A 19,422-nucleotide genomic window follows, 5' to 3' on the forward strand; every position below is an offset into this window, starting at 1 on the left:
CCATTGGCTTAGGCGCAAGTACATTATGAACGCCCCAACTCAGCAAGCGAACAGCTTCCGCAACCAGCCTGATGATCAGGGACACTTCGGTCGATTCGGTGGCCGCTATGTCGCGGAAACGCTGATGCCGTTGATCCTCGATCTTGATAAGGAGTATCGCGCCGCGAAAGCCGATCCTGCTTTCCAAGCGCAGTTCGACGATTTGCTGGAGCACTTTGTAGGGCGGCCCAGCCCTCTCTACTTTGCGCCGCGGATGACGGAGCATTACCGCTCGCTGGCATCCAACGGCAAAGGGCCGAAAATCTATTTCAAGCGCGAGGAACTTAATCACACCGGCGCGCACAAGATCAACAACTGCGTCGGTCAGATCCTGCTCGCAATGCGCATGGGCAAGACGAGGATCATCGCGGAAACCGGCGCCGGTCAGCACGGGGTCGCGACCGCGACCGTTGCGGCACGCTTTGGCCTGCCTTGCACCATCTTCATGGGCGCCAAGGATGTGGAGCGACAGAAGCCAAACGTATTCCGCATGAAACTGCTCGGGGCCGAGGTTCGTCCCGTCACCAGCGGTGCGGAGACGCTTAAGGATGCGATGAACGACGCCCTGCGCGACTGGGTGGCGAACGTACATGACACGTTCTACATCATCGGCACCGCTGCCGGCCCGCATCCCTATCCAGAGCTTGTACGCGATTTCCAAAGCGTGATCGGAAACGAGACTCGTGAACAGATGCTCAAGGCAGAAGGTCGCTTGCCCGATATGCTGCTTGCTGCCGTTGGTGGGGGATCCAATGCAATCGGCATGTTCCATCCGTTCCTCGATGATCCTGACGTCGAGATGATCGGAGTGGAAGCGGGCGGTCATGGTGTCGAAACCGGGCAGCACGCCGCGAGCCTCACAGGAGGCAAGCCGGGAATCCTTCACGGCAATCGCACCTATCTTCTGCAGGACGAGGATGGGCAGATCACAGAGGCGCACTCGATCAGCGCGGGGCTCGACTATCCTGGACTCGGCCCTGAGCACTCTTGGCTCCATGAGAGTGGGCGAGTGAAGTACATCCCGATCACTGACGATCAGGCGCTCGAAGCATTCCAGTTGTGCTGCAGCCTTGAAGGAATCATCCCAGCGCTCGAGAGCGCCCATGCGCTTGCGGCGCTTCCGCAGATCACCAGCGCGATGGACAGCGACAAGCTGCTTGTCGTCAATGTTTCGGGTCGCGGCGACAAGGACATCTTCACCGTGGCAGAACACTTGGGGGTGGATCTCTGACATGAGCCGGTTCGCAAACGCATTTGGCAAGGGGCCGGCCCTTGTCTGCTTCATCACCGCTGGAGATGGCGACACCGCCGCGAACCTCGATGCTCTAGTGGCTGGAGGAGCGGACGTCATTGAACTGGGTATGCCGTTCACCGACCCCATGGCGGACGGCCCCGCCATTCAGGAAGCGAACATCCGCAGCCTTCAAGCCGGCACTCGCACCAGCGACATCTTTCGTATCGCGACCGACTTCCGCCAGCGGCATCCGCAAGTGCCCTTGGTGCTGATGGGCTATTCGAACACCATGACTATTCGTGGGCCGGAATGGTTCGCTGCCGAATGCATGAAGGCGGGCGTCGATGGGGTCATCTGTGTGGATATTCCGCCAGAGGAAGACGCCGACCTTGGCCCCGCTCTGCGCGATGCCGGCGTATCGCCGATCCGCCTCGCGACGCCCACGACCGATTCGGAGCGGCTGCCCGCCGTGCTGAACGGGTCTTCCGGTTTTCTATATTACGTCTCGGTCGCAGGCATCACGGGCGTGCAGCAGGCGGCACAGACTTCCATTGAAGAAGCCGTGGCGCGCCTCAAGGCCGCGACCGACATTCCTGTTGCTGTCGGGTTTGGCGTGAGAACTCCTGAACAAGCGAGTGCAATCGCGCGGGTCGCGGATGGCGTGGTTGTGGGCTCGGCTCTTGTCGAACTGGTAAAGCAGCACGGAAACGCTGCGGCAGAGCCGATACGCTCGTTCACAGCCACTCTTGCCGAAGCCATTCACAAGGCTCGCGAGATCGCGTGATCTTTGCACTCCTTCCCCTTTGAAAGGCGGACGGATGAACGATTTTGCACAATCTGATTCGCCAGAAGTGCAGCGGCAGTTGGATCGGCTTGCCGCTCTCTCCCTGCCGCAGGGGCGGTTCGGCCTTGAGACAATCAGCACTCTGCTGGCAAGGCTGGGCAATCCCGAGGAGCAGATCCCGCCAGCCTTCCATGTGGCTGGGACGAATGGGAAAGGTTCGACTTGTGCCTATCTCCGGGCGATCCTTGAGGCCGATGGCCTCACGGTCCACACTGCGACCAAGCCCCATCTGGTGCGCTACAACGAGCGTATCCGGATCGTCGGAAAGCTCATTGAAGACCGCTACTTAGCCGATCTTCTTGAGGAAGTTCTGGATATATCCGCAGAACTCGCAGTCAGTTTTTTCGAAGTCACGACTGCAGCGATGTTTCTCGCGTTTGCGCGGGAACACGCGGATGCATGCGTCATCGAAACGGGTTTGGGCGGTCGTTTCGACGCAACCAACATCATGCGCCACCCTGCGGCTGTGGGAATTGCAACTTTAGGGATCGATCACGAAGCATTCCTGCTCCGCCCCGAGGAAGGCGCACCCGAAGCACCGCTTGCGCGGATTGCCTTCGAAAAGGCAGGTATCATCAAGCCAGGGGTGCCTGCATGCACCCTCAGCTACCCGGATGACGCGACACTGGAAATCGAGCGCGCCGCCATGGCTGCCGGTGCACCGCTCCACATGCGCGGCATGGATTGGGATGCGACAAGCATCGACGTGCTTGAGTATCGTGACCGGCATGGCGCGCTGACCCTGCCGCTGCCACAGATGCCTGGTTCCCATCAGGCGGAGAACGCAGCCCTCGCCATTGCCATGCTGCGCCACCAGGACCGTGTCAGCGTGTCTGTCGAAGCGATGGGTCGGGGTATTCGGGATGCTCGATGGCCGGCGCGGCTGCAAAAGCTCGATCAGGGACCTCTCACGGCCTTGGCCGGAGACCGGGAGGTATGGCTCGATGGAGGTCATAATCCTGATGCGGGCCGCGCCTTGGCGCGGCACTTTGCTGACCAGAAACTGCATCTCGTGCTCGGAATGCTGGCGAACAAGGACCCCGAAGCAATTGCCGGCCCTCTGGCGCCAGGCACTGCGAGCCTGCAGGCTGTGCCTGTTCCGGGACACGAGAGTCACCCAGCCCGTGCTTTCGGCCGCGCAGCCCGCGCAGTATCCAGCGTCGAGGTGGCCTTGGCCAGCCTTCCCGAAGACCGGCTCCCCGTGCTGATCGCCGGTTCGCTTTATCTGGCTGGCGAGGTGCTTAAGGCGAACAACGAGGTACCGGACTGAGATTTGCTCGAAGTGCCCTACTTCTTATCTGAGCTGACCTGCGGATCGCCGACTTCCCCTGCGGTCCCCATCGCAGCGTCGACCAGGCCGCGACGCATCATCCACCAGAACAGCACGATTCCGGGCAGCGCGGCAATGGTCGTAAGCAGATAGAAATTCACGTAACCAAAGGCCTCGATCAAGGCGCCAGCTGTGGTACCGGTCAGGAAGCGCCCGACGATGCTCGCCGCCGCCGAGATCAAGGCGTACTGCGTGGCTGTGAACCGCAGATCACACAGCGCAGAGAAGTAGGCCACGACGACCACGCCGCCGTATCCGCTCGCCATATTCTCGAAGCCGATGGCGCCCGACATGCCGAGGTTCGAATGTCCCGCCTGGGCGAGAAGAGCGAAGCTCAGGTTCGAGATCGCCATCAGCACGAGTGCAATCAGCACGGAGCGCTTGAGGCCGAGGCGTGCATAGGCAACGCCCCCTATAAAGATGCCAATGAGGTAGGCCCAGAAACCCACGCCGACATCGTAGATAGCAATTTCGTCGTTGCTGAAGCCCAAATCGTTGAACAGCAGCCGAAACGTGAGGTTGGCTAGCGTATCCCCGATCTTGTGCACGAGGATGAACGCCAGCACCAGCAAAGCGCCGGTGCGCCCGAAAAACTCCCGGAAAGGCACCACGATCGCCTCCCAGACTTCGCTGACTCCCTTTCGTTCGATCACGACCTGCCGCCGTGGAGGCTCCCCCAGCAAAAGCGCCGTTGCCATGGCCGGAACCGCGAAAATTGCGCATGCGATGTACGCTGAGCTCCAACCGTACCTCTCGGCAACCACAAGCGCCAAAGCTCCGGCCCCGGCCGAGCCCAGCCGCCATCCGTACTGGCTCATTCCCGACCCCGTACCGAGCTGGTAGGGTTTGAGCGTCTCGATCCGATACGCGTCGATGACGATGTCAAAGGTGGCGCCCGCAACGCCCACTAGCAATGCGGCGACGACGGTTCCCGCCAAATCCGTGGCCGGGTCGACAAGGGCGAGGTTCACGGTCGCGGCGATCACGAAGAGACCGACGACCAGCATCCAGGAGACCCGCTGCCCCATGCGGCCCAGCAGCGGAAGTCGCACTCCGTCCACGACCCAAGCCCAGAACACCTTCAGATTATAAACGAGGAAGGCCAGGGTAAACGCTGTAATCGTTGACTTTTGCACGTCATTTTGTGCGAGCCGGGTGGTCAGCGTGGCTCCTATCATTGCGAAAGGAAAGCCTGACGAAAGCCCGAGGGCGAGAGCGGCAAGCGACTCCTTCTCGAAGTAAGGTCGAACAGACCGCCAAATGCCGGTCTGCGAGGCTTCGATGTCAGTCGTCTGGCTCACGCCGATCCTTTCCGTGCAAAGCTCCGCCTGCATAACGTTGGCTGGCACGATGGGAAGGCTAGATGACAAGCCGATCAACAGCTATGCGCGGACAAATGTCTCAACCTCCTCGAAAAGCCGGCGACCGGCGCGGTCCACCGCGTGGCCCTAACACGAACTCGCGAGGCCCCTTCCCTCGCTCTCCCGGACGCCCTGCCCGGCGTCCGGGTGACGCAAAGCCGACCGCAAACACCGGCGCTCCACAAGAGCGCCGAGAGGGTGAACGGATCGCCAAGCTACTTGCGAGAGCGGGTGTCGCCAGCCGCCGGGAGGTGGAACGCATGATCGCGGACGGCCGCATCAAGATCGGGGACGACGTCGTCAGCACTCCCGCCACGGTCTTGAAGGACCTGCGCGGTGTGACGGTAGATGGCAACCCGGTCAAAGCGGCAGAAGCAACGCGCCTCTTCGCTTTCCACAAGCCCGCCGGCCTCATAACCGCAGAACGCGACCCGGCCGGTCGCCCCACGATCTACACCGCACTGCGCAATGCCCTGCCTGCAGGGGCGGGACGAGTGATGCCCGTGGGAAGACTGGACTTCAACACGGAAGGGTTGCTGCTCCTGACGAACGACGGAGAGTTCAAGCGCCTTCTCGAACTGCCCGCGACCAAGGTCACCCGCACCTATCGCGCGCGCGCTTTCGGCACGGTGACGCAGGCGCAATTGGAAGAGCTGATCGAAGGCGTAGAAATCGATGGCATGCACTATGGGCGGATAGACGCTAATATGGAGCGTCGAACCGGCCGCAATCAGTGGATCGAAATGCGTCTGACCGAAGGGAAGAACCGGGAAGTGCGCCGCATACTCGAGCACTTGGGCCTGGAAGTCAGCCGGCTCATCCGCGTTGGGTATGGCCCCTTCGCGCTCGACCAATTGCCCAAAGGCACGGCCGTGGAGATCTCACCCAAGCAGATCGAGATGTTCCGCAAGAGCCTGGGCAGCGCAGCGTGAGGATCATCGCGGGCGAATGGCGTGGACGTAAGCTCACGGCGCCTGAGGGAGAGCTTACGCGACCCACTGCTGACCGGACGCGCGAGACGCTCTTCTCGATGCTCACCAGTCGCTTGGGAAGCTTCGAGGGCTTGCGTATTGCAGACCTTTTCGCCGGCTCAGGCGCATTGGGTCTCGAGGCGCTTTCGCGCGGGGCGGCCAGTTGCCTGTTCGTCGAACAGGACCCAGCGGCGATCCGCGCGCTGCGCAGGAATATCTCCGGCCTTCACGCGCAAGACCGGTGCGACGTGCGTGCCACATCCGTGTTGTCACTCGGTGCAGCGCGAGGTGAACAGCTCGACCTCCTGCTTCTGGATCCGCCTTACGAAACCGGCGCAGGCGTGGTTGCGATCGACAAGCTGACGCGGCTTGGGTGGGTCGCGCCGTCTGCCTGGGTCAGTTTGGAAACGTCCCGCGCCGAAAACGTATCTCTAAAAGGATTTACAGTCGACACTGTACGTGATGTAGGAAAGGCGCGATTGCACCTCATGCGCCCCGAATAATCCGAACTCAGGGTCGGATGCCCGAAGCTCGGATACAAGCAGGACCTTTGTTCTACCGGCGGTCCGGATTGCGACAGCTGTCCTGTACCGTTCGGCTGCACACCGGGTATTCCTTGTCCATGGCGTCGGCCGGCGGCGGTGTCAGCGCACCCTTGTAAGGCCCGCCTTCATAGCTTTCGTCAGCCGGCATGGCCGGACGCGCAGCCTGGTTCGCTGTCTGCGGGTTTGGCACTCCGGTCGTCGGAACACCCATTCCGGGAGGGTTCGCCTGACCTGCGGGGACGCTCGGCGTCCGACCTTGCAACTGGTGGACAATGGACCGCCATGCAAGAGCGCGCTGTTCAGGAGACATTTGGTAGAGACGTCCACGCTGATCTGGCGTCAGTGCCCAGAACCCTTCCTGCTGCTCGGGAGTCAGAGTCCAGAAGTATGTCTGCTGATCGATCGGCAGAGTGTCATAGCCAGAGCGCCGATCAGACGGCCACGTGTCATATACGGTCCGCTGCTGCACTGTCATTGTGGTCGAACGCGCATCGCCTGAGTTCCAGCTGCTGCTGGAGGTCGGCATTTCCATTGTCTCCGTCGTAGTGACTGTCGTCGTTCCATCCGGCGCTGGCGCTGGCGTGGTGGTACCGGGTGGAAAGGGAGCAGGCCTTGGCATAGGTGACGTGCTATTCTCCGGCGGCTGCATCCCGCCACTACTAGCCGCGCCCTGCGCGATCGCGTTGGAAGGCAGGGTAGCGAGTGCAAGTGCCACAGCACCGCACGAGAGGAACTTGCGCATCGTCACACTCCATAACACAACGATCAGGTCAGCCGACGCTCGTGGAGGGTAAATGTTCCCCCCAAGCGCCGAACCGGCCTTGCGCAGCGCCAGTTCGTTCCCTAGCTGTTCACGGGTGACTGGCTCCATTTCCCCGCATTTCGAAGAACCTGCAGAAGCGTTGGTCGGAGGTTTGAACTCTCCGCAGCGAGAGGCAGTGCTAACCACCGAAGGGCCGGTTCTGATGCTCGCAGGCGCGGGCACCGGAAAAACCGCAGCCCTGACCGCTCGCCTGGCCCATCTTGTGCGATCGAGAAGAGCATGGCCCTCTGAAATCCTCTGCGTCACGTTTACCAATAGAGCAGCTCGCGAGATGCGTGAGCGCGTGGGTCAAATGATCGGACCCGCGGTGGAGGGCATGCCTTGGCTGGGTACCTTCCACTCGATCGCGGCAAAAATGCTTCGGCGGCATGCCGAACTTGTCGGCCTGCAACCGAACTATACGATTATCGACACAGACGATCAGCTACGACTGCTGAAGCAGCTGATCCAAGCCGAAGGGCTTGACGAGAAGCGGTGGCCAGCACGGCAACTTGCCGGATGCATCGATCGCTGGAAGAACCGCGGCCTGAATCCTGCAGACCTCGATGCGGGCGAGAACGAAGCCTATGCCAACGGCAAGGGGCAGAAATTCTACAGTCTCTATCAAGACCGGCTCAAGACGCTGAATGCATGCGATTTCGGTGACCTTCTGCTCCACATGCTGAACATCTTGCGCCAACACCGGGAGGTGCTCGAACAATACCGGCAGCGCTTCAAGTACGTGATGGTTGACGAGTACCAGGACACCAATCAGGTGCAGTACCTGTGGCTACGCCTCCTGGCCCAAGGCCGTCAGAACATCTGCGTTGTCGGCGACGACGATCAGTCCATTTACTCGTGGCGCGGCGCGGAAGTCGCTAACATCCTACGTTTCGAGAAGGACTTTCCGGGGGCAAAGGTTATTCGGCTGGAGCAGAATTACCGCTCGACGCCACAGATCCTTGCTGCTGCCTCTGGCCTGATCAGCGAGAACAGCGAGCGGCTCGGAAAAACGCTCTGGACCGAGCGGCACGCCGGCGATCCCGTGCGGATCATCGGCATTTGGGATGGGCCCGAGGAGGCACGGCGAATTGGCGATGAGATCGAGAGGCTGGAGCGCGAGGGCGCTACACTCTCGCAAGTCGCCATCCTCGTGCGCGCCCAGTATCAGACGCGCGAGTTCGAAGATCGTTTCATTCAGATAGGGCTGAACTACAGGATTGTCGGCGGATTTCGCTTCTACGAGCGAGCAGAAATACGCGACGCTCTGGCTTATTTGCGAGTCATTGCTCAGCCTGCAGACGACCTTGCTTTCGAACGCATCTACAACACGCCCAAGCGCGGGCTTGGCGCCAAAGCTTTGGAGAAGCTGCACCTCCACGCGCGGCGACGGGGTATCCCCTTGGCTTCTGCTGCGATCGAGATCGCGGACACCGACGAATTGCCAGCTCGCCCGCGAAACACGTTCGTCAGCATGATGCGCGACTTTGCGCGCTGGCGTGACCTCGGGAACACCGTCAGCCCGGCTGATCTGCTTCGCACAGTCATGGACGAGTCCGGCTACACGGATGCCCTTCAAGCGGAAAGGACTGCGGAGGCCGCGGGCAGACTGGAGAACCTGGCCGAGTTGGCCCGCGCGATGGAAGAATACGAGACTCTTGGCGATTTCCTCGAACACGTCAGCCTGGTCATGGACAATGAAGCTGCGGACGAGACAGAAAAAGTCACCATCATGACGATGCATGCCGCGAAGGGGCTGGAGTTTGACCATGTCTTCCTGCCGGGCTGGGAGGAAGGAGTGTTCCCTTCGCAGCGTGCGATCGACGAAGGAGGTCTCGCTAGTCTGGAGGAAGAAAGGCGGCTTGCGTACGTCGCGATTACACGCGCTCGTCGGCGGTGTACGATCCTGCACGCTGCGAACCGTCGAATCTACGGCCAGTGGACGAGTTCGATACCTTCGCGCTTTGTCGCAGAGTTGCCGCAGGAACATATAGCGCAGGAATCGACAATGAGCGGCGGCGCCTCACTGTGGCGAGCGCAGTGGTCTGAGCACGCTGATCCGTTTGCCGGCGTAGCAAGAGCTCAGCCAGCGCGTACGGTGACCCGTGGTCCTGGTTGGCAGCGTGCCGCTTCCAAGGAATACAGTCCTGCCCCGCGCCGCGTTGCTGAAAGCACGCGATCAGCCGCTAGCTTCGCTGCAAAGCCGCGCTCGGATGTCAGCACCGGCACGCGGGTGTTTCACGACAAGTTCGGGTACGGCGTGGTTGCAGCGCAAGAAGGAAACAAACTGGAAATTGACTTCGAGCAGGCCGGTCGGAAGCGGGTAATCGACAGTTTCGTAAAGCTGACGGATTGAAGGCGTAAATCGGTTTCCGCTTGGGCGGCCATCAACACGTCGAGCGGGCGAGAGCAGCGGTTAACCGCCTGCTCTATCCTAAGATAGAGCTGAGACGTGCAGGAACTCAGGAACCGGACCATTCCAGCTGTCGTCGGGCTGCTGCTTCATTTCTTGAGCGCCACGCGGCTCCGGACGCGCGCTCCGCGCGGCTTCGCCACGATCACTCTTGCGTCCCTTCGCAGGAGCCGGATTGTCCTGTCTAGGAGCCGGCTGCTGCGGCTTCTCTGCCGGCTCTTCGAGCAGGAACTGCGGGATCTTTCCACCCGTTAGCTTTTCGACATTGTCGATCGCCTCGGCGTCTTCAGTCGTCACGAAAGTGAACGCCCGTCCTGTTGCGCCTGCGCGTCCTGTACGCCCGATGCGATGCACATAGTCGTCAGGGTGCCAGGGCGTGTCGAAATTGAAGACATGGCTGACGCCCTTCACGTCGAGGCCGCGAGCGGCGACGTCGGAAGCGACGAGGATGTTGATCGATCCGTCCTTGAACCTCTGCAGTTCCGCAAGCCGCGCCGACTGATCCATATCACCGTGGATCTCTCCGCTCGCGAAACCGTGTTTTTGCAGGCTCTTGTTGAGCTCCCGAACGGTCGTCTTGCGATTGCAGAAGATAATAGCCGTGCTGACATCGTCAGTGCGCAAGAGGTGACGGAGCACATCGCGCTTCTTGCGCGCCTGCACCGGCACCTTGTGCTGGACGATATTGACGTTCGCCGTCGCCGGACGGGCGATTTCGATGTACTTGGGATTGGTTAGGAACCGATCCGCCAGCTTCTTGATCGGCGGGGGCATTGTCGCCGAAAACAGGAGCGTCTGGCGGCTTGGAGGCAGCTTCGTGCAGATATTCTCGATATCGGGGATAAAGCCCATGTCGAGCATCCGATCAGCCTCGTCGATCACCAGCAGAGAGCAGCCCGTCAGCAGGATCTTTCCACGCTCGAACAGGTCCATCAGCCGACCTGGCGTAGCGATCAGAACATCCACGCCCTCGGTAAGGGCCTTCACCTGATCGCCCATCTGTACGCCGCCGATCAGGAGCGCCATCTTCAGGTCGTGGTTCTTGCCGTACTTCTCAAAATTCTCCGCCACCTGGGCGGCGAGTTCACGCGTAGGCTCCAGGATAAGCGACCGGGGCATCAGTGCCCGGCGGCGTCCGTTCGCCAGGATATCGATCATCGGCAGCACGAAGCTAGCGGTCTTTCCCGTACCCGTCTGTGCGATCGCGATAAGGTCCCGCATCATGTGGACCTGCGGAATTGCTTGCTCCTGGATCGGAGTCGGCGTTGTATAGCCGGCCTCCACGACCGCTTGCAGCAACTCGTCTGAAAGGCCGAGATCGGCAAAGTTCATAGGCTTAGGGGTTTCCGGTAAACTGGGTGCACGTAAACAGCCCACACCGATGTAAGGACCAGCCTAGCACAGCTTCGGCGCACGCTTGCCGCGCCCTATGACTTGAAGGGCGACAAAGTCAAGCATTTCCGCGCAATTGGTGCATCTACATGCTTGCGCACTGCCCTCATTCTTTCTCTGGTACCAACTGGCGAAGGCGCGAGATTTTGCACGCAGTTCCGCTGCGTGAATGCAGCGTATCCCGGCCTACGCACACCATCCCATCGGAGCTTCGTGCGAGATAGAAGCCGGAGTAGAATGAACGCGAAAGGCAACTTTGCGCGAGTTTCGCGCTGACCATACGCCTGTCTCGCATATGGAGAACTAGGGAACTCGGCCCGCTTGGCTCCGCAGCAATAATCCCGTTGATAGGCAGGCACTTGCCGACCTTTTTTTCCGAGTACCCGGAAGTATCTCGAACGCGCGGACTCGCGGAAAAAGGGTCGGCTACCAACGGCATGACGACACGAGGAGCGACGCGGATAACCATCCTCTGCTCTATGTGGACTTGCCTTACGATGTCTGGCTCGAAAGGAAGCGCCGGAACCCAAGCAGATTGCATCGACCAGGGCTGCTGAAATTCTCGCTCCATGGTTTGCAAAGGGGCTCCACGGGCAATTTGGCCATGCTCGCCACCCGCATCATCCGCCGCAAACAAGAAGAAGAGCGGCGAAAGCAAGACAGCGGCGAAATTCATCGGTCAGATCTGTCCCGAAAGGCCTGAAAAGCAGCAAGTCGGACATAGCAAGGCAACTTGAACAGCCGCTTAACTCCCCGGACTCGCGATCGCTGACAATGCCATGCTTCCTCGCGACCGCATACTCAGCGGCAACCACTGTAGGCATGTGAGCATTCCAATGGCATAGTTAAAAGCATGAGTGGACAGCAAGCCTTTCTGGACGCCGCGCTCGCGCACCTTGGACCGCGCGGCATCACCTGTGACGCAGATCTCGTGGAACCGTGGCTGACCGACTGGAGGGGCCGGTTTCAGGGGCGCGCCCGTGCAATGGCGTCGCCAGCCAACACTCAGGAGCTCTCCGCCCTGGTGCGACTATGTGCACAGCACGCCATTCCGATCGTCCCGCAGGGCGGGAACAGCGGCATGGCTGGCGGCGCAACACCAGACCAGAGTGGAGAGGCCGTGCTGCTCTCCCTGCGCCGGATGAACACGATAGCGGATGTCGACGTCGAAGGCCGCCAGGTGACCTGTGGCGCGGGCGTGATTCTCGAGGTGTTGCACGAAGCCGCAGCGGCTGAGGGCCTTCGGTTCCCCCTCACGTTGGGCGGAAAAGGCTCGGCGACTGTCGGCGGCCTCATTTCCACAAATGCGGGTGGCACACAGGTTCTGCGTCACGGTTCGATGCGGTCGCTTGTTCTCGGGCTGGAGGCAGTGCTCGCAGACGGTCAGGTATTCTCGACGCTGACGCCGCTGAAGAAGGACAATCGCGGGTTCGACCTGAAGCAGCTTCTCATCGGATCGGAGGGGACGCTCGGGATCGTAACCGCGGCGACGCTCAAACTGGTCCCGGCGGGCGCGGATCGACTGGTCATTTGGGCGGGCTTGCCAACGGTGCAGGCTGCGCGCGCACTCCTGCTTCACTGCGAGGACGTGGCCGGCGAAGCGCTCGAAGGGTTCGAGGTCTTGCCTCAAGCTTCGTTGGAAGCAGTGCTCGATCACATGCCGACTGCACGGCCGCCGCTCGCCGGCATCCACCCATGGCACGCGCTGATCGAAGTGGTTGCCGACAGCACACACGCTGACCGCCTGCGCGACACCTGCGAGACAATGCTGGAGGATGCTTTCCGGAAGGAGCTGCTGGACGATGCGGTCATCGCCGCCAATGAAGCGCAGGCTGACGCATTCTGGCTGATACGTGACACCATCGCACCGGCTGAGCGCGAGCGCGGCCCGGCCGTGCAGCACGACATCTCGGTTCCCGTCGCAAGAATGCCCGACTTCATCGACATGGCGATACGAGAGCTTGGAGCCGCTTGGCCGGGAACGGAAGTGGTTGCATTCGGCCACTTGGGCGACGGCAACATTCACCTGCACGTGATAGCACCGGGCGGCGCTGAACGGACCAGATGGCAGGAGACTGAGGGCAAGCGCATCAGCCGCCATGTCCATGACCTTGTGACCGACTGGGACGGGTCGATCTCGGCGGAACACGGCATCGGCCAGCTCAAGCGGGACGAGCTCGCACGTCTTGGAGATCCGGTAGCGTTACACCTGATGCGGCAGATCAAATCGGCACTCGACCCAAGCGGTATCCTTAACCCCGGTAAGTTGGTCTGATACTAAGTTGGTCTGATTTAGAGAAAGGCAAATGGCCGCACGCTTGCGCGCCAGGTGGCCATTCCCTAAAGGCTCGCACCAATCGATCGCGCTCATTTGCGGAGAAGAACAATGGCCAGCGCGCCGCAGAACGTTTCCCTTCCCCTGTTCTACAACGACCTTGTCCTCCTCAGTTCGCAGGAGCACGCAAATTGGCGTAGCCGCGCGACCGACAAGGCGACCTGGCTGGCAGGTGTCAATACGGTTCCCCTCACGGTGGAAGAATTCCCGATGGCGCAACGCCACTTCCCCATCGTGTTTTCTGCCGGCGAGAATCCGTTCCCGATTGCTCTTATGGGCCTTAACGAAGGCGTGAACGTGTTCGTTGAGGAGGATGGCTCTGTCCCTTCCCCGATCTACATGCCCGCCTACGTGCGCCGCTACCCGTTCCTTCTTGCCCGCGTGCGCCCCGACTCCGACGAGCTTTCCCTCTGCCTCGACCCAACCAGCGATCTGGTCGGCGAGTTTGAGGACGGCCAACCTCTGTTCGACGGGAGCAATCCAAGCGAGGCTTGCCAGAATACGCTCAAGTTCTGCGAACAGTTCGAGATTGCCGGACAGAAGACTGCCAACTTCATGGCCGAACTCGAAAAGCACAACCTCCTGATGGATGGCGAACTGAACATCGAAGCCGGCACAGGACAGCCGTTCAATTATCGTGGCTTCCGGATGGTTGACGAAGCGAAGCTGCGCGAGGTGCGCGGCGACGTTCTGAGAACATGGAATCAGAACGGCTTGCTGGCGCTGATCTATGCGCACCTGTTTTCGCTGGATCTGGTCCGGGATATTTTCGGACGCCAGATTGCTCAGGGCAAGGGCCCCGCAGTTCCACAGACGGCTTGAAACTACTCCACGATCTGACGCCGCGCAGGGTTGCAAGGGTCGACGACCGCGCCTATATCGGCATCGCTTCGCCAACGCTGCCCTCATGGCTTGGCGAAGTTGGTGCACATTGTGCACCTCCTCCCTGAACCTTGGCCACCTCGCGCATTTGCGCGGGGTGGTTTTTTATTGATGCCTAAACGCAGCGGCTATTCGGCTGCGAGAGACCACCCTGTCTCACCGGCTTCTCGTCGCTGTGGCGTTGTGAGTGCCAGTTCCGCCACGACAGCTGCAAGGCAGCGAACAAGGCCAATCAGAACATCGACAGTCGTATCGAAGCCGGGGCCGGGTTCCGCCAGTCGCGAATCGAGATAGGAAGTGCGGTCGACCTCGATCTGGATCGCGTGAACGCCCTGAGCAGGAGACGCATGCCTCTCCAGAACATATCCGCCAGCGTAAGGCCTGTTGTGTGCAGCACGAACTCCGCGTTCGGCCAGGTACGCAAATGCTCCTCCAACCAAACTGCCATGGCTTGAAGCGCCAAACCTGTCACCGATCACGAACTGCGCGGGAGGCTGACCAGCTACGGACGGGAGTGGCGGCATGGAATGCAGATCAATCAGCAGCGCAGCCCCCCAACGCTCGCGAATGCTCGTCAGCATCGCCGCGAGCTGTGCGTGATAGGGCTCGTGGATGCCGCCCACCCTGCCGGTAAGTTCAGCCTCATCATGCCGCCGTCGCCAGAGCTCGCCGATCCCGGGAAGACGTCGAGGAATTAATCCCAGGCCGCTGCGCGCCCTCCGGCTGGTCGCGGTGGAAGCGGCTTCGGCGGGCTTAGGCTGACTGATCATCTCCCAGTCAACGTCGTCGGGCGCGCGGTTTAGGTCGATCATTGCCCTTGGCGCCTGGGCTACGAGCAGCGCCACCTTGGTCTCGCGAGCCACAGCTGCCGCCAGTTTGTCGACGTAGCGGTCCTCAAGTTTGAGCGATGCTGCTTCCGCGTGTCGCATGTCACGCAACAAGGCAGCCGGATAAGCACGGCCAGCGTGGGGAACCGCCACGAGTACCGGCAGGACCGAGTGCTCGCCCCCCCAGGCGCGAAATGCGCTTACCCCGTGCGTCCCGGGTATGGCTCCTCCCCTTATCTCTCGCGAATCACTCTCGTTAAGACCTTCTGCCATAGGCACAATTGCTGTCCTGTTCGTCGCCCGCTGTCAAAGATGCCAGCAAGTTGGTCACGCATCCACCTTCACCCGGCAAGAATGTTAACTCATCGAGTGATAGGACGACCCGCGGCCGAGAGGCGCCGTAGCACACAATTCCGAACGAGAAGGCGATGATCCGCATCCTGCTTGCAGAAGATGACCAAGCCATGCGCACTTACCTGTCGCGCGCCCTGCAAAATGCCGGCTACGATGTGACCGCTGTGGACCGGGGGACAGAGGCCATTCCTCTATTGGAGCGCGAGAGCTTCGACCTCCTCCTTTCCGACATCGTCATGCCGGAGATGGACGGGATTGAGCTTGCGCAGCGATGCAGCGAGATCGCCCCCAAGACCAAAGTGATGTTCATCACGGGTTTTGCGGGTGTCACCTTGAGGGCCAGCCGTGAGGCTCCCCAAGCTCGCGTACTCTCAAAGCCCTTTCACCTGCGCGATCTTGTGTTGGAAGTGCAGCGCGTCTTCAACTTTGCCGAGCATGCCCGCGTCTGACGAAAATAGAGGCTTGCATCGGAGGAAACGCGCCGCTAAAGGGCCCTCCTCCGGCGGGAATGCCTTCCGGAGAGCGAATGGTGTTCGGGCGTATAGCTCAGTGGTAGAGCACTATGTTGACATCGTAGGGGTCGCAAGTTCAATCCTTGCTACGCCCACCATTCGAAGAGCCCGCTAGCCTCATGGCTTGGCGGGTTTTTTCGTTCAGCGACGCAAGGCGCGGCACTGGTCTTCAATCGACATCCGCAATCTCCTGAGCCTTGGATCGTGTATTTACCGCAGGTTAGGCAGAGCTGATCGCCACGGCGCCGACGGGCAGCGGACAACCGCTCCGGCAGCGACATCGCCCTCTCGATACTTGCCTTGCTAAGCGTGAGCGCGCTGCCTAAGAAGCCGCGAAAATCCTCACCCCAGGAGAGTTTGAATGGAAAAGATCAAGGTCAAGAATCCGATCGTCGAGATGGATGGCGACGAGATGACGCGGATCATCTGGCAGTGGATCCGCGAGCGCCTCATCCTCCCCTATCTCGACATCGATCTGAAGTATTATGACCTTTCGATCGAAAATCGCGATGCCACTGACGATCAGGTGACTGTCGATTGTGCCAATGCGACGAAGCAGTACGGCGTCGCCGTCAAGTGCGCCACGATCACTCCGGACGAGCAGCGCGTTGAGGAATTCAGCCTCAAGAAGATGTGGAAGTCGCCTAACGGCACGATTCGCAACATCCTGGGTGGCGTCGTCTTCCGCGAGCCGATCGTGATCTCCAACGTTCCTCGCCTGGTACCCGGCTGGACCGACCCCATCGTCGTTGGCCGTCACGCATTTGGCGATCAGTACCGCGCCACGGATACGCTGATCCCGGGACCCGGCACCCTGCGCCTGGTTTTCGAGGGTGACGACGGCAAGAACCTCGACCTTGAGGTGTTCAAGTTCCCCAGCGCCGGCGTTGCGATGGCGATGTACAACCTGGACGATTCAATCCGCGACTTCGCGCGCGCGTCGTTCAACTACGGCCTCAATCTCGGGTGGCCGGTGTATCTCTCCACCAAGAACACGATCATGAAGGCCTACGACGGCCGCTTCAAGGATCTGTTCCAGGAGGTCTTCGATACGGAAGGCTTCGCCGAGCAGTTCAAGGCCAAGGGCATCACTTATGAGCACCGCCTGATCGACGACATGGTCGCATCGGCGCTCAAGTGGTCGGGTAAGTTCGTCTGGGCCTGCAAGAACTACGACGGCGACGTGCAGTCGGACACGGTGGCGCAGGGCTTCGGCTCGCTCGGTCTGATGACTTCGGTGCTCATGGCGCCCGATGGCAAGACCGTCGAGGCCGAGGCGGCACATGGCACGGTCACGCGCCACTATCGCCAGCACCAGCAGGGCAAGTCGACCTCAACCAACCCCATCGCGTCCATCTTCGCCTGGACCCGCGGGCTCATGTACCGCGGCAAGTTCGACGATACCCCACAGGTCGTGAAGTTCGCCGAGACGATCGAGCGCATCTGCATCGAGACGGTCGAGAGCGGCAAGATGACCAAGGACCTCGCACTGCTGATCGGCCCCGATCAGTCGTGGATGACCACCGAGCAGTTCTTCGAGGCCATCGTGCAGAACCTCGAGGCCGAAATGGCCAGCTGGGCCTGACATCGAGCGACGGTGTTACCCGTAATTTGAGTTGGGGGGAGCTTGAACGGCTCCTCCCAAGTCATTTGAACTCTATGCATCTGGGCAAGGTCCCTGCGCAGCCGCACCTTGCGCGCAGAATCGGTGTTCACCTTTCCGCTGCCAGTCGTGCTGACCGGTGACAAAACCCGCCTTGCTGCCATAGTGGCTTGAGCATGGCAGGCACCACCGAACTCTACACACCCGTACTCTCCAACGCGCTCGTCATCCTAGGCGCCGCCGGGGCTGTCATTCCGATCTTCGCCCGGTTCCGGATCACGCCCGTTATCGGGTTCATCCTGATCGGCCTGCTTGTCGGCCCATATGGTCTCGGCACGCTCGTGGCCGAGTACCCTTGGCTCTCTCACTTCACGATATCTGACCCCGACAGCCTGGACCTGTTCGCCGAGTTCGGGATCATCCTCCTACTATTTTCGATCGGGCTGGAACTCTCCTTTGCGAGGCTCTGGCAGATGCGTCAGCAGGTGTTCGGGCTTGGCTCACTGGAGCTACTGGGCATCGGTGCTGCCCTTGCGGCGATCCTCACCGCACTGGGGCATCATCCCGTTGCAGCACTTGCACTCGGCGCGGCTCTTGCGCTCTCGTCAACAGCACTTGTGTTGCGCATCACCAGCACCGCGACGCCGGTCGGACGTGCTGCACTGGCCATGCTGCTGTTCGAAGACATGGCGCTGGTACCGATTATCTTCGTCCTGGGTGCCCTCGCTCCGACCGCGCGGGGCAGTATGGAAGGGCTCGCGAACACTCTCCTTCTTGGTACGGCCGTGGTCGTCGGCCTGCTCGTGGTGGGCCGGTACATGCTTCCGCCGCTCTTCGCCCAGGCCGCCCGTACCAAAAGTCCTGAGCTCTTCCTCGCGGCTTCGCTGCTCGTGGTCATCCTTGCTTCTCTTGCGACGGCCGCGGCCGGGCTTTCCCCGATTGTCGGCGCGTTGATCGCCGGACTGCTCATCGCGGAGACGGAATACCACGGCGAAGTCGAAAACATCATCGAACCCTTCAAGGGCCTTGCCTTGGGAATATTCCTCATCACGGTGGGGATGAGCATCGACCTTGCTGCCGTTGCGCGCGACATCGTGAAGATCGTGCTGGCGACCTGCGGTGTGATCGCACTGAAAGCGGTCGTCACAGCACTGCTGCTGCGCCTGATGGGCGCGCGCCGAGGGACGGCAACCGAGACGGGAATCCTGATGGCAAGCCCATCGGAGACGACGCTGATCGTCCTCTCAGCCGCGGCGGCGGCCCAGATCATTGCTCCAGCAACAGAACAGTTCTGGCAGATCGTAACCGCACTCGGCCTTACGGTCACACCACTGCTTGCGCTCGCTGGGCGGTATATGGGAGGCCGGGTGGATGGTGTAGAGCCTCCGCACCGGCTGCCCGGAGAGAAGGACCCCCGCGCCGTTATCATCGGGTTCGGCCGCGTCGGTCGGTTGGTCGCAGACATGCTTCAGGCGCATGAAAAGCCGTATATGGCTGTGGATGCCGATGCCGATCTGGTTAGCGAAGGCAAGCAACGCGGCTACGCCGTCACCTTCGGCGACGCAGCGCGGGGTAATGCCCTGTCCCGGTTGGGCCTCGACAAGGCGACGGCTGTTATCCTGACCATGGACGAGCCCGTTGCGGCGCAGCGCCTCGTCCGCAAAATCCGCGCATCTCACCCTGACCTGCCGATCATCGCCCGCGCACGCGACACGACCCACGCGGCCGCTCTCTACCAGGCGGGAGCCACGCAGGCGGTCCCGGAAACACTGGAGAGTTCGCTGCAGCTTTCCGAGGCCGTTCTCGTGGACCTCGGGGTTCCTATGGGGCCGGTGATCGCTTCGATCCACGAAAAGCGGGACGAGCTACGCGAGCAGCTTATGAGAGAGGGCGGGCTTGCCGAAAAGCCAAGCCTTAGGAGTTCATCACTGCGCGAGCACTCTCTTTAGGAGCGGGTGCGCAGCCGAGCCGCACACCC

15 protein-coding genes and 1 tRNA gene are annotated in these 19,422 nt (G+C 61.0%); 12 read left to right on the top strand and 4 right to left on the bottom strand.

What is annotated here, in order from left to right; translation table 11 throughout:
* Positions 1 to 25 precede the first annotated feature (25 nt).
* From trpB to ABUH87_RS14150, 3 genes are read left to right on the top strand one after another with little or no spacing between them, the layout of a single operon-like run.
* Complete coding sequence (gene trpB, locus ABUH87_RS14140; RefSeq protein WP_367774654.1) at positions 26 to 1,270, top strand: tryptophan synthase subunit beta; 1,245 nt, start codon at positions 26 to 28, stop codon at positions 1,268 to 1,270.
* Between the two features lies 1 nt (position 1,271).
* Complete coding sequence (gene trpA / locus ABUH87_RS14145) at positions 1,272 to 2,057, top strand: tryptophan synthase subunit alpha (RefSeq protein ID WP_367774657.1); 786 nt, start codon at positions 1,272 to 1,274, stop codon at positions 2,055 to 2,057.
* Positions 2,058 to 2,091: 34 nt separating this feature from the next.
* Entirely contained in the window at positions 2,092 to 3,387 is a 1,296-nt protein-coding gene (locus ABUH87_RS14150; protein ID WP_367774659.1) for a bifunctional folylpolyglutamate synthase/dihydrofolate synthase, read from the top strand.
* Between the two features lie 17 nt (positions 3,388 to 3,404).
* On the opposite strand, the gene ABUH87_RS14155 is transcribed toward ABUH87_RS14150, so the two are convergent.
* Positions 3,405 to 4,781: an AmpG family muropeptide MFS transporter gene (locus ABUH87_RS14155; protein WP_419956705.1), complete on the bottom strand. Its 1,377-nt coding sequence runs from the start codon at positions 4,779 to 4,781 to the stop codon at positions 3,405 to 3,407.
* Between the two features lie 62 nt (positions 4,782 to 4,843).
* On the opposite strand from ABUH87_RS14155, the gene ABUH87_RS14160 reads away from it, so the two are divergent.
* Together ABUH87_RS14160 and rsmD are read left to right on the top strand one after the other, a co-directional pair.
* The gene (locus ABUH87_RS14160) at positions 4,844 to 5,740 is read left to right on the top strand and encodes a pseudouridine synthase (RefSeq protein ID WP_367774666.1); all 897 of its coding nucleotides are present in this window, start codon (positions 4,844 to 4,846) and stop codon (positions 5,738 to 5,740) included.
* Positions 5,737 to 6,282 carry a 16S rRNA (guanine(966)-N(2))-methyltransferase RsmD gene (rsmD, locus tag ABUH87_RS14165; RefSeq protein WP_367774668.1) on the top strand — a complete coding sequence of 182 codons (546 nt, stop codon included), beginning with the start codon at positions 5,737 to 5,739 and terminating at the stop codon, positions 6,280 to 6,282. The genes ABUH87_RS14160 and rsmD overlap by 4 nt, the downstream gene beginning before the upstream one ends.
* A 52-nt stretch (positions 6,283 to 6,334) precedes the next feature.
* On the opposite strand, the gene ABUH87_RS14170 is transcribed toward rsmD, so the two are convergent.
* Positions 6,335 to 7,195, bottom strand: coding sequence for a hypothetical protein (locus ABUH87_RS14170; RefSeq protein ID WP_367774671.1), 861 nt, complete (start codon positions 7,193 to 7,195; stop codon positions 6,335 to 6,337).
* On the opposite strand from ABUH87_RS14170, the gene ABUH87_RS14175 reads away from it, so the two are divergent.
* Positions 7,119 to 9,482, top strand: a complete 2,364-nt coding sequence (locus tag ABUH87_RS14175; protein ID WP_367774673.1) for an ATP-dependent helicase — start codon at positions 7,119 to 7,121, stop codon at positions 9,480 to 9,482. The genes ABUH87_RS14170 and ABUH87_RS14175 overlap by 77 nt on opposite strands.
* A gap of 78 nt (positions 9,483 to 9,560) precedes the next feature.
* On the opposite strand, the gene ABUH87_RS14180 is transcribed toward ABUH87_RS14175, so the two are convergent.
* Positions 9,561 to 10,871, bottom strand: a complete 1,311-nt coding sequence (locus ABUH87_RS14180; RefSeq protein ID WP_367774675.1) for a DEAD/DEAH box helicase — start codon at positions 10,869 to 10,871, stop codon at positions 9,561 to 9,563.
* A gap of 913 nt (positions 10,872 to 11,784) precedes the next feature.
* Between ABUH87_RS14180 and ABUH87_RS14185 the strand changes: the two genes are divergently transcribed.
* Entirely contained in the window at positions 11,785 to 13,206 is a 1,422-nt protein-coding gene (locus ABUH87_RS14185) for an FAD-binding oxidoreductase (RefSeq protein ID WP_367774676.1), read from the top strand.
* A 111-nt stretch (positions 13,207 to 13,317) separates the two neighbouring features.
* Positions 13,318 to 14,088, top strand: coding sequence for a SapC family protein (locus tag ABUH87_RS14190; protein ID WP_367774678.1), 771 nt, complete (start codon positions 13,318 to 13,320; stop codon positions 14,086 to 14,088).
* A 188-nt stretch (positions 14,089 to 14,276) separates the two neighbouring features.
* On the opposite strand, the gene ABUH87_RS14195 is transcribed toward ABUH87_RS14190, so the two are convergent.
* Positions 14,277 to 15,248: an N-formylglutamate amidohydrolase gene (locus ABUH87_RS14195; RefSeq protein WP_367774680.1), complete on the bottom strand. Its 972-nt coding sequence runs from the start codon at positions 15,246 to 15,248 to the stop codon at positions 14,277 to 14,279.
* 155 nt (positions 15,249 to 15,403) lie between these two features.
* Between ABUH87_RS14195 and cpdR the strand changes: the two genes are divergently transcribed.
* The 4 genes from cpdR to ABUH87_RS14215 all read left to right on the top strand — a co-directional run bounded on the left by cpdR (position 15,404) and on the right by ABUH87_RS14215 (position 19,393).
* Positions 15,404 to 15,778, top strand: coding sequence for a cell cycle two-component system response regulator CpdR (gene cpdR / locus ABUH87_RS14200; RefSeq protein ID WP_367774681.1), 375 nt, complete (start codon positions 15,404 to 15,406; stop codon positions 15,776 to 15,778).
* A gap of 86 nt (positions 15,779 to 15,864) precedes the next feature.
* A tRNA-Val gene (locus ABUH87_RS14205) sits at positions 15,865 to 15,939 on the top strand.
* Between the two features lie 263 nt (positions 15,940 to 16,202).
* Entirely contained in the window at positions 16,203 to 17,426 is a 1,224-nt protein-coding gene (locus ABUH87_RS14210) for an NADP-dependent isocitrate dehydrogenase (RefSeq protein WP_367774683.1), read from the top strand.
* 194 nt (positions 17,427 to 17,620) lie between these two features.
* Positions 17,621 to 19,393 carry a cation:proton antiporter domain-containing protein gene (locus tag ABUH87_RS14215; RefSeq protein WP_367774685.1) on the top strand — a complete coding sequence of 591 codons (1,773 nt, stop codon included), beginning with the start codon at positions 17,621 to 17,623 and terminating at the stop codon, positions 19,391 to 19,393.
* Positions 19,394 to 19,422 lie beyond the last annotated feature (29 nt).

The organism is Novosphingobium rhizovicinum, assembly GCF_040813635.1.
GTDB lineage: Bacteria > Pseudomonadota > Alphaproteobacteria > Sphingomonadales > Sphingomonadaceae > Novosphingobium > Novosphingobium rhizovicinum.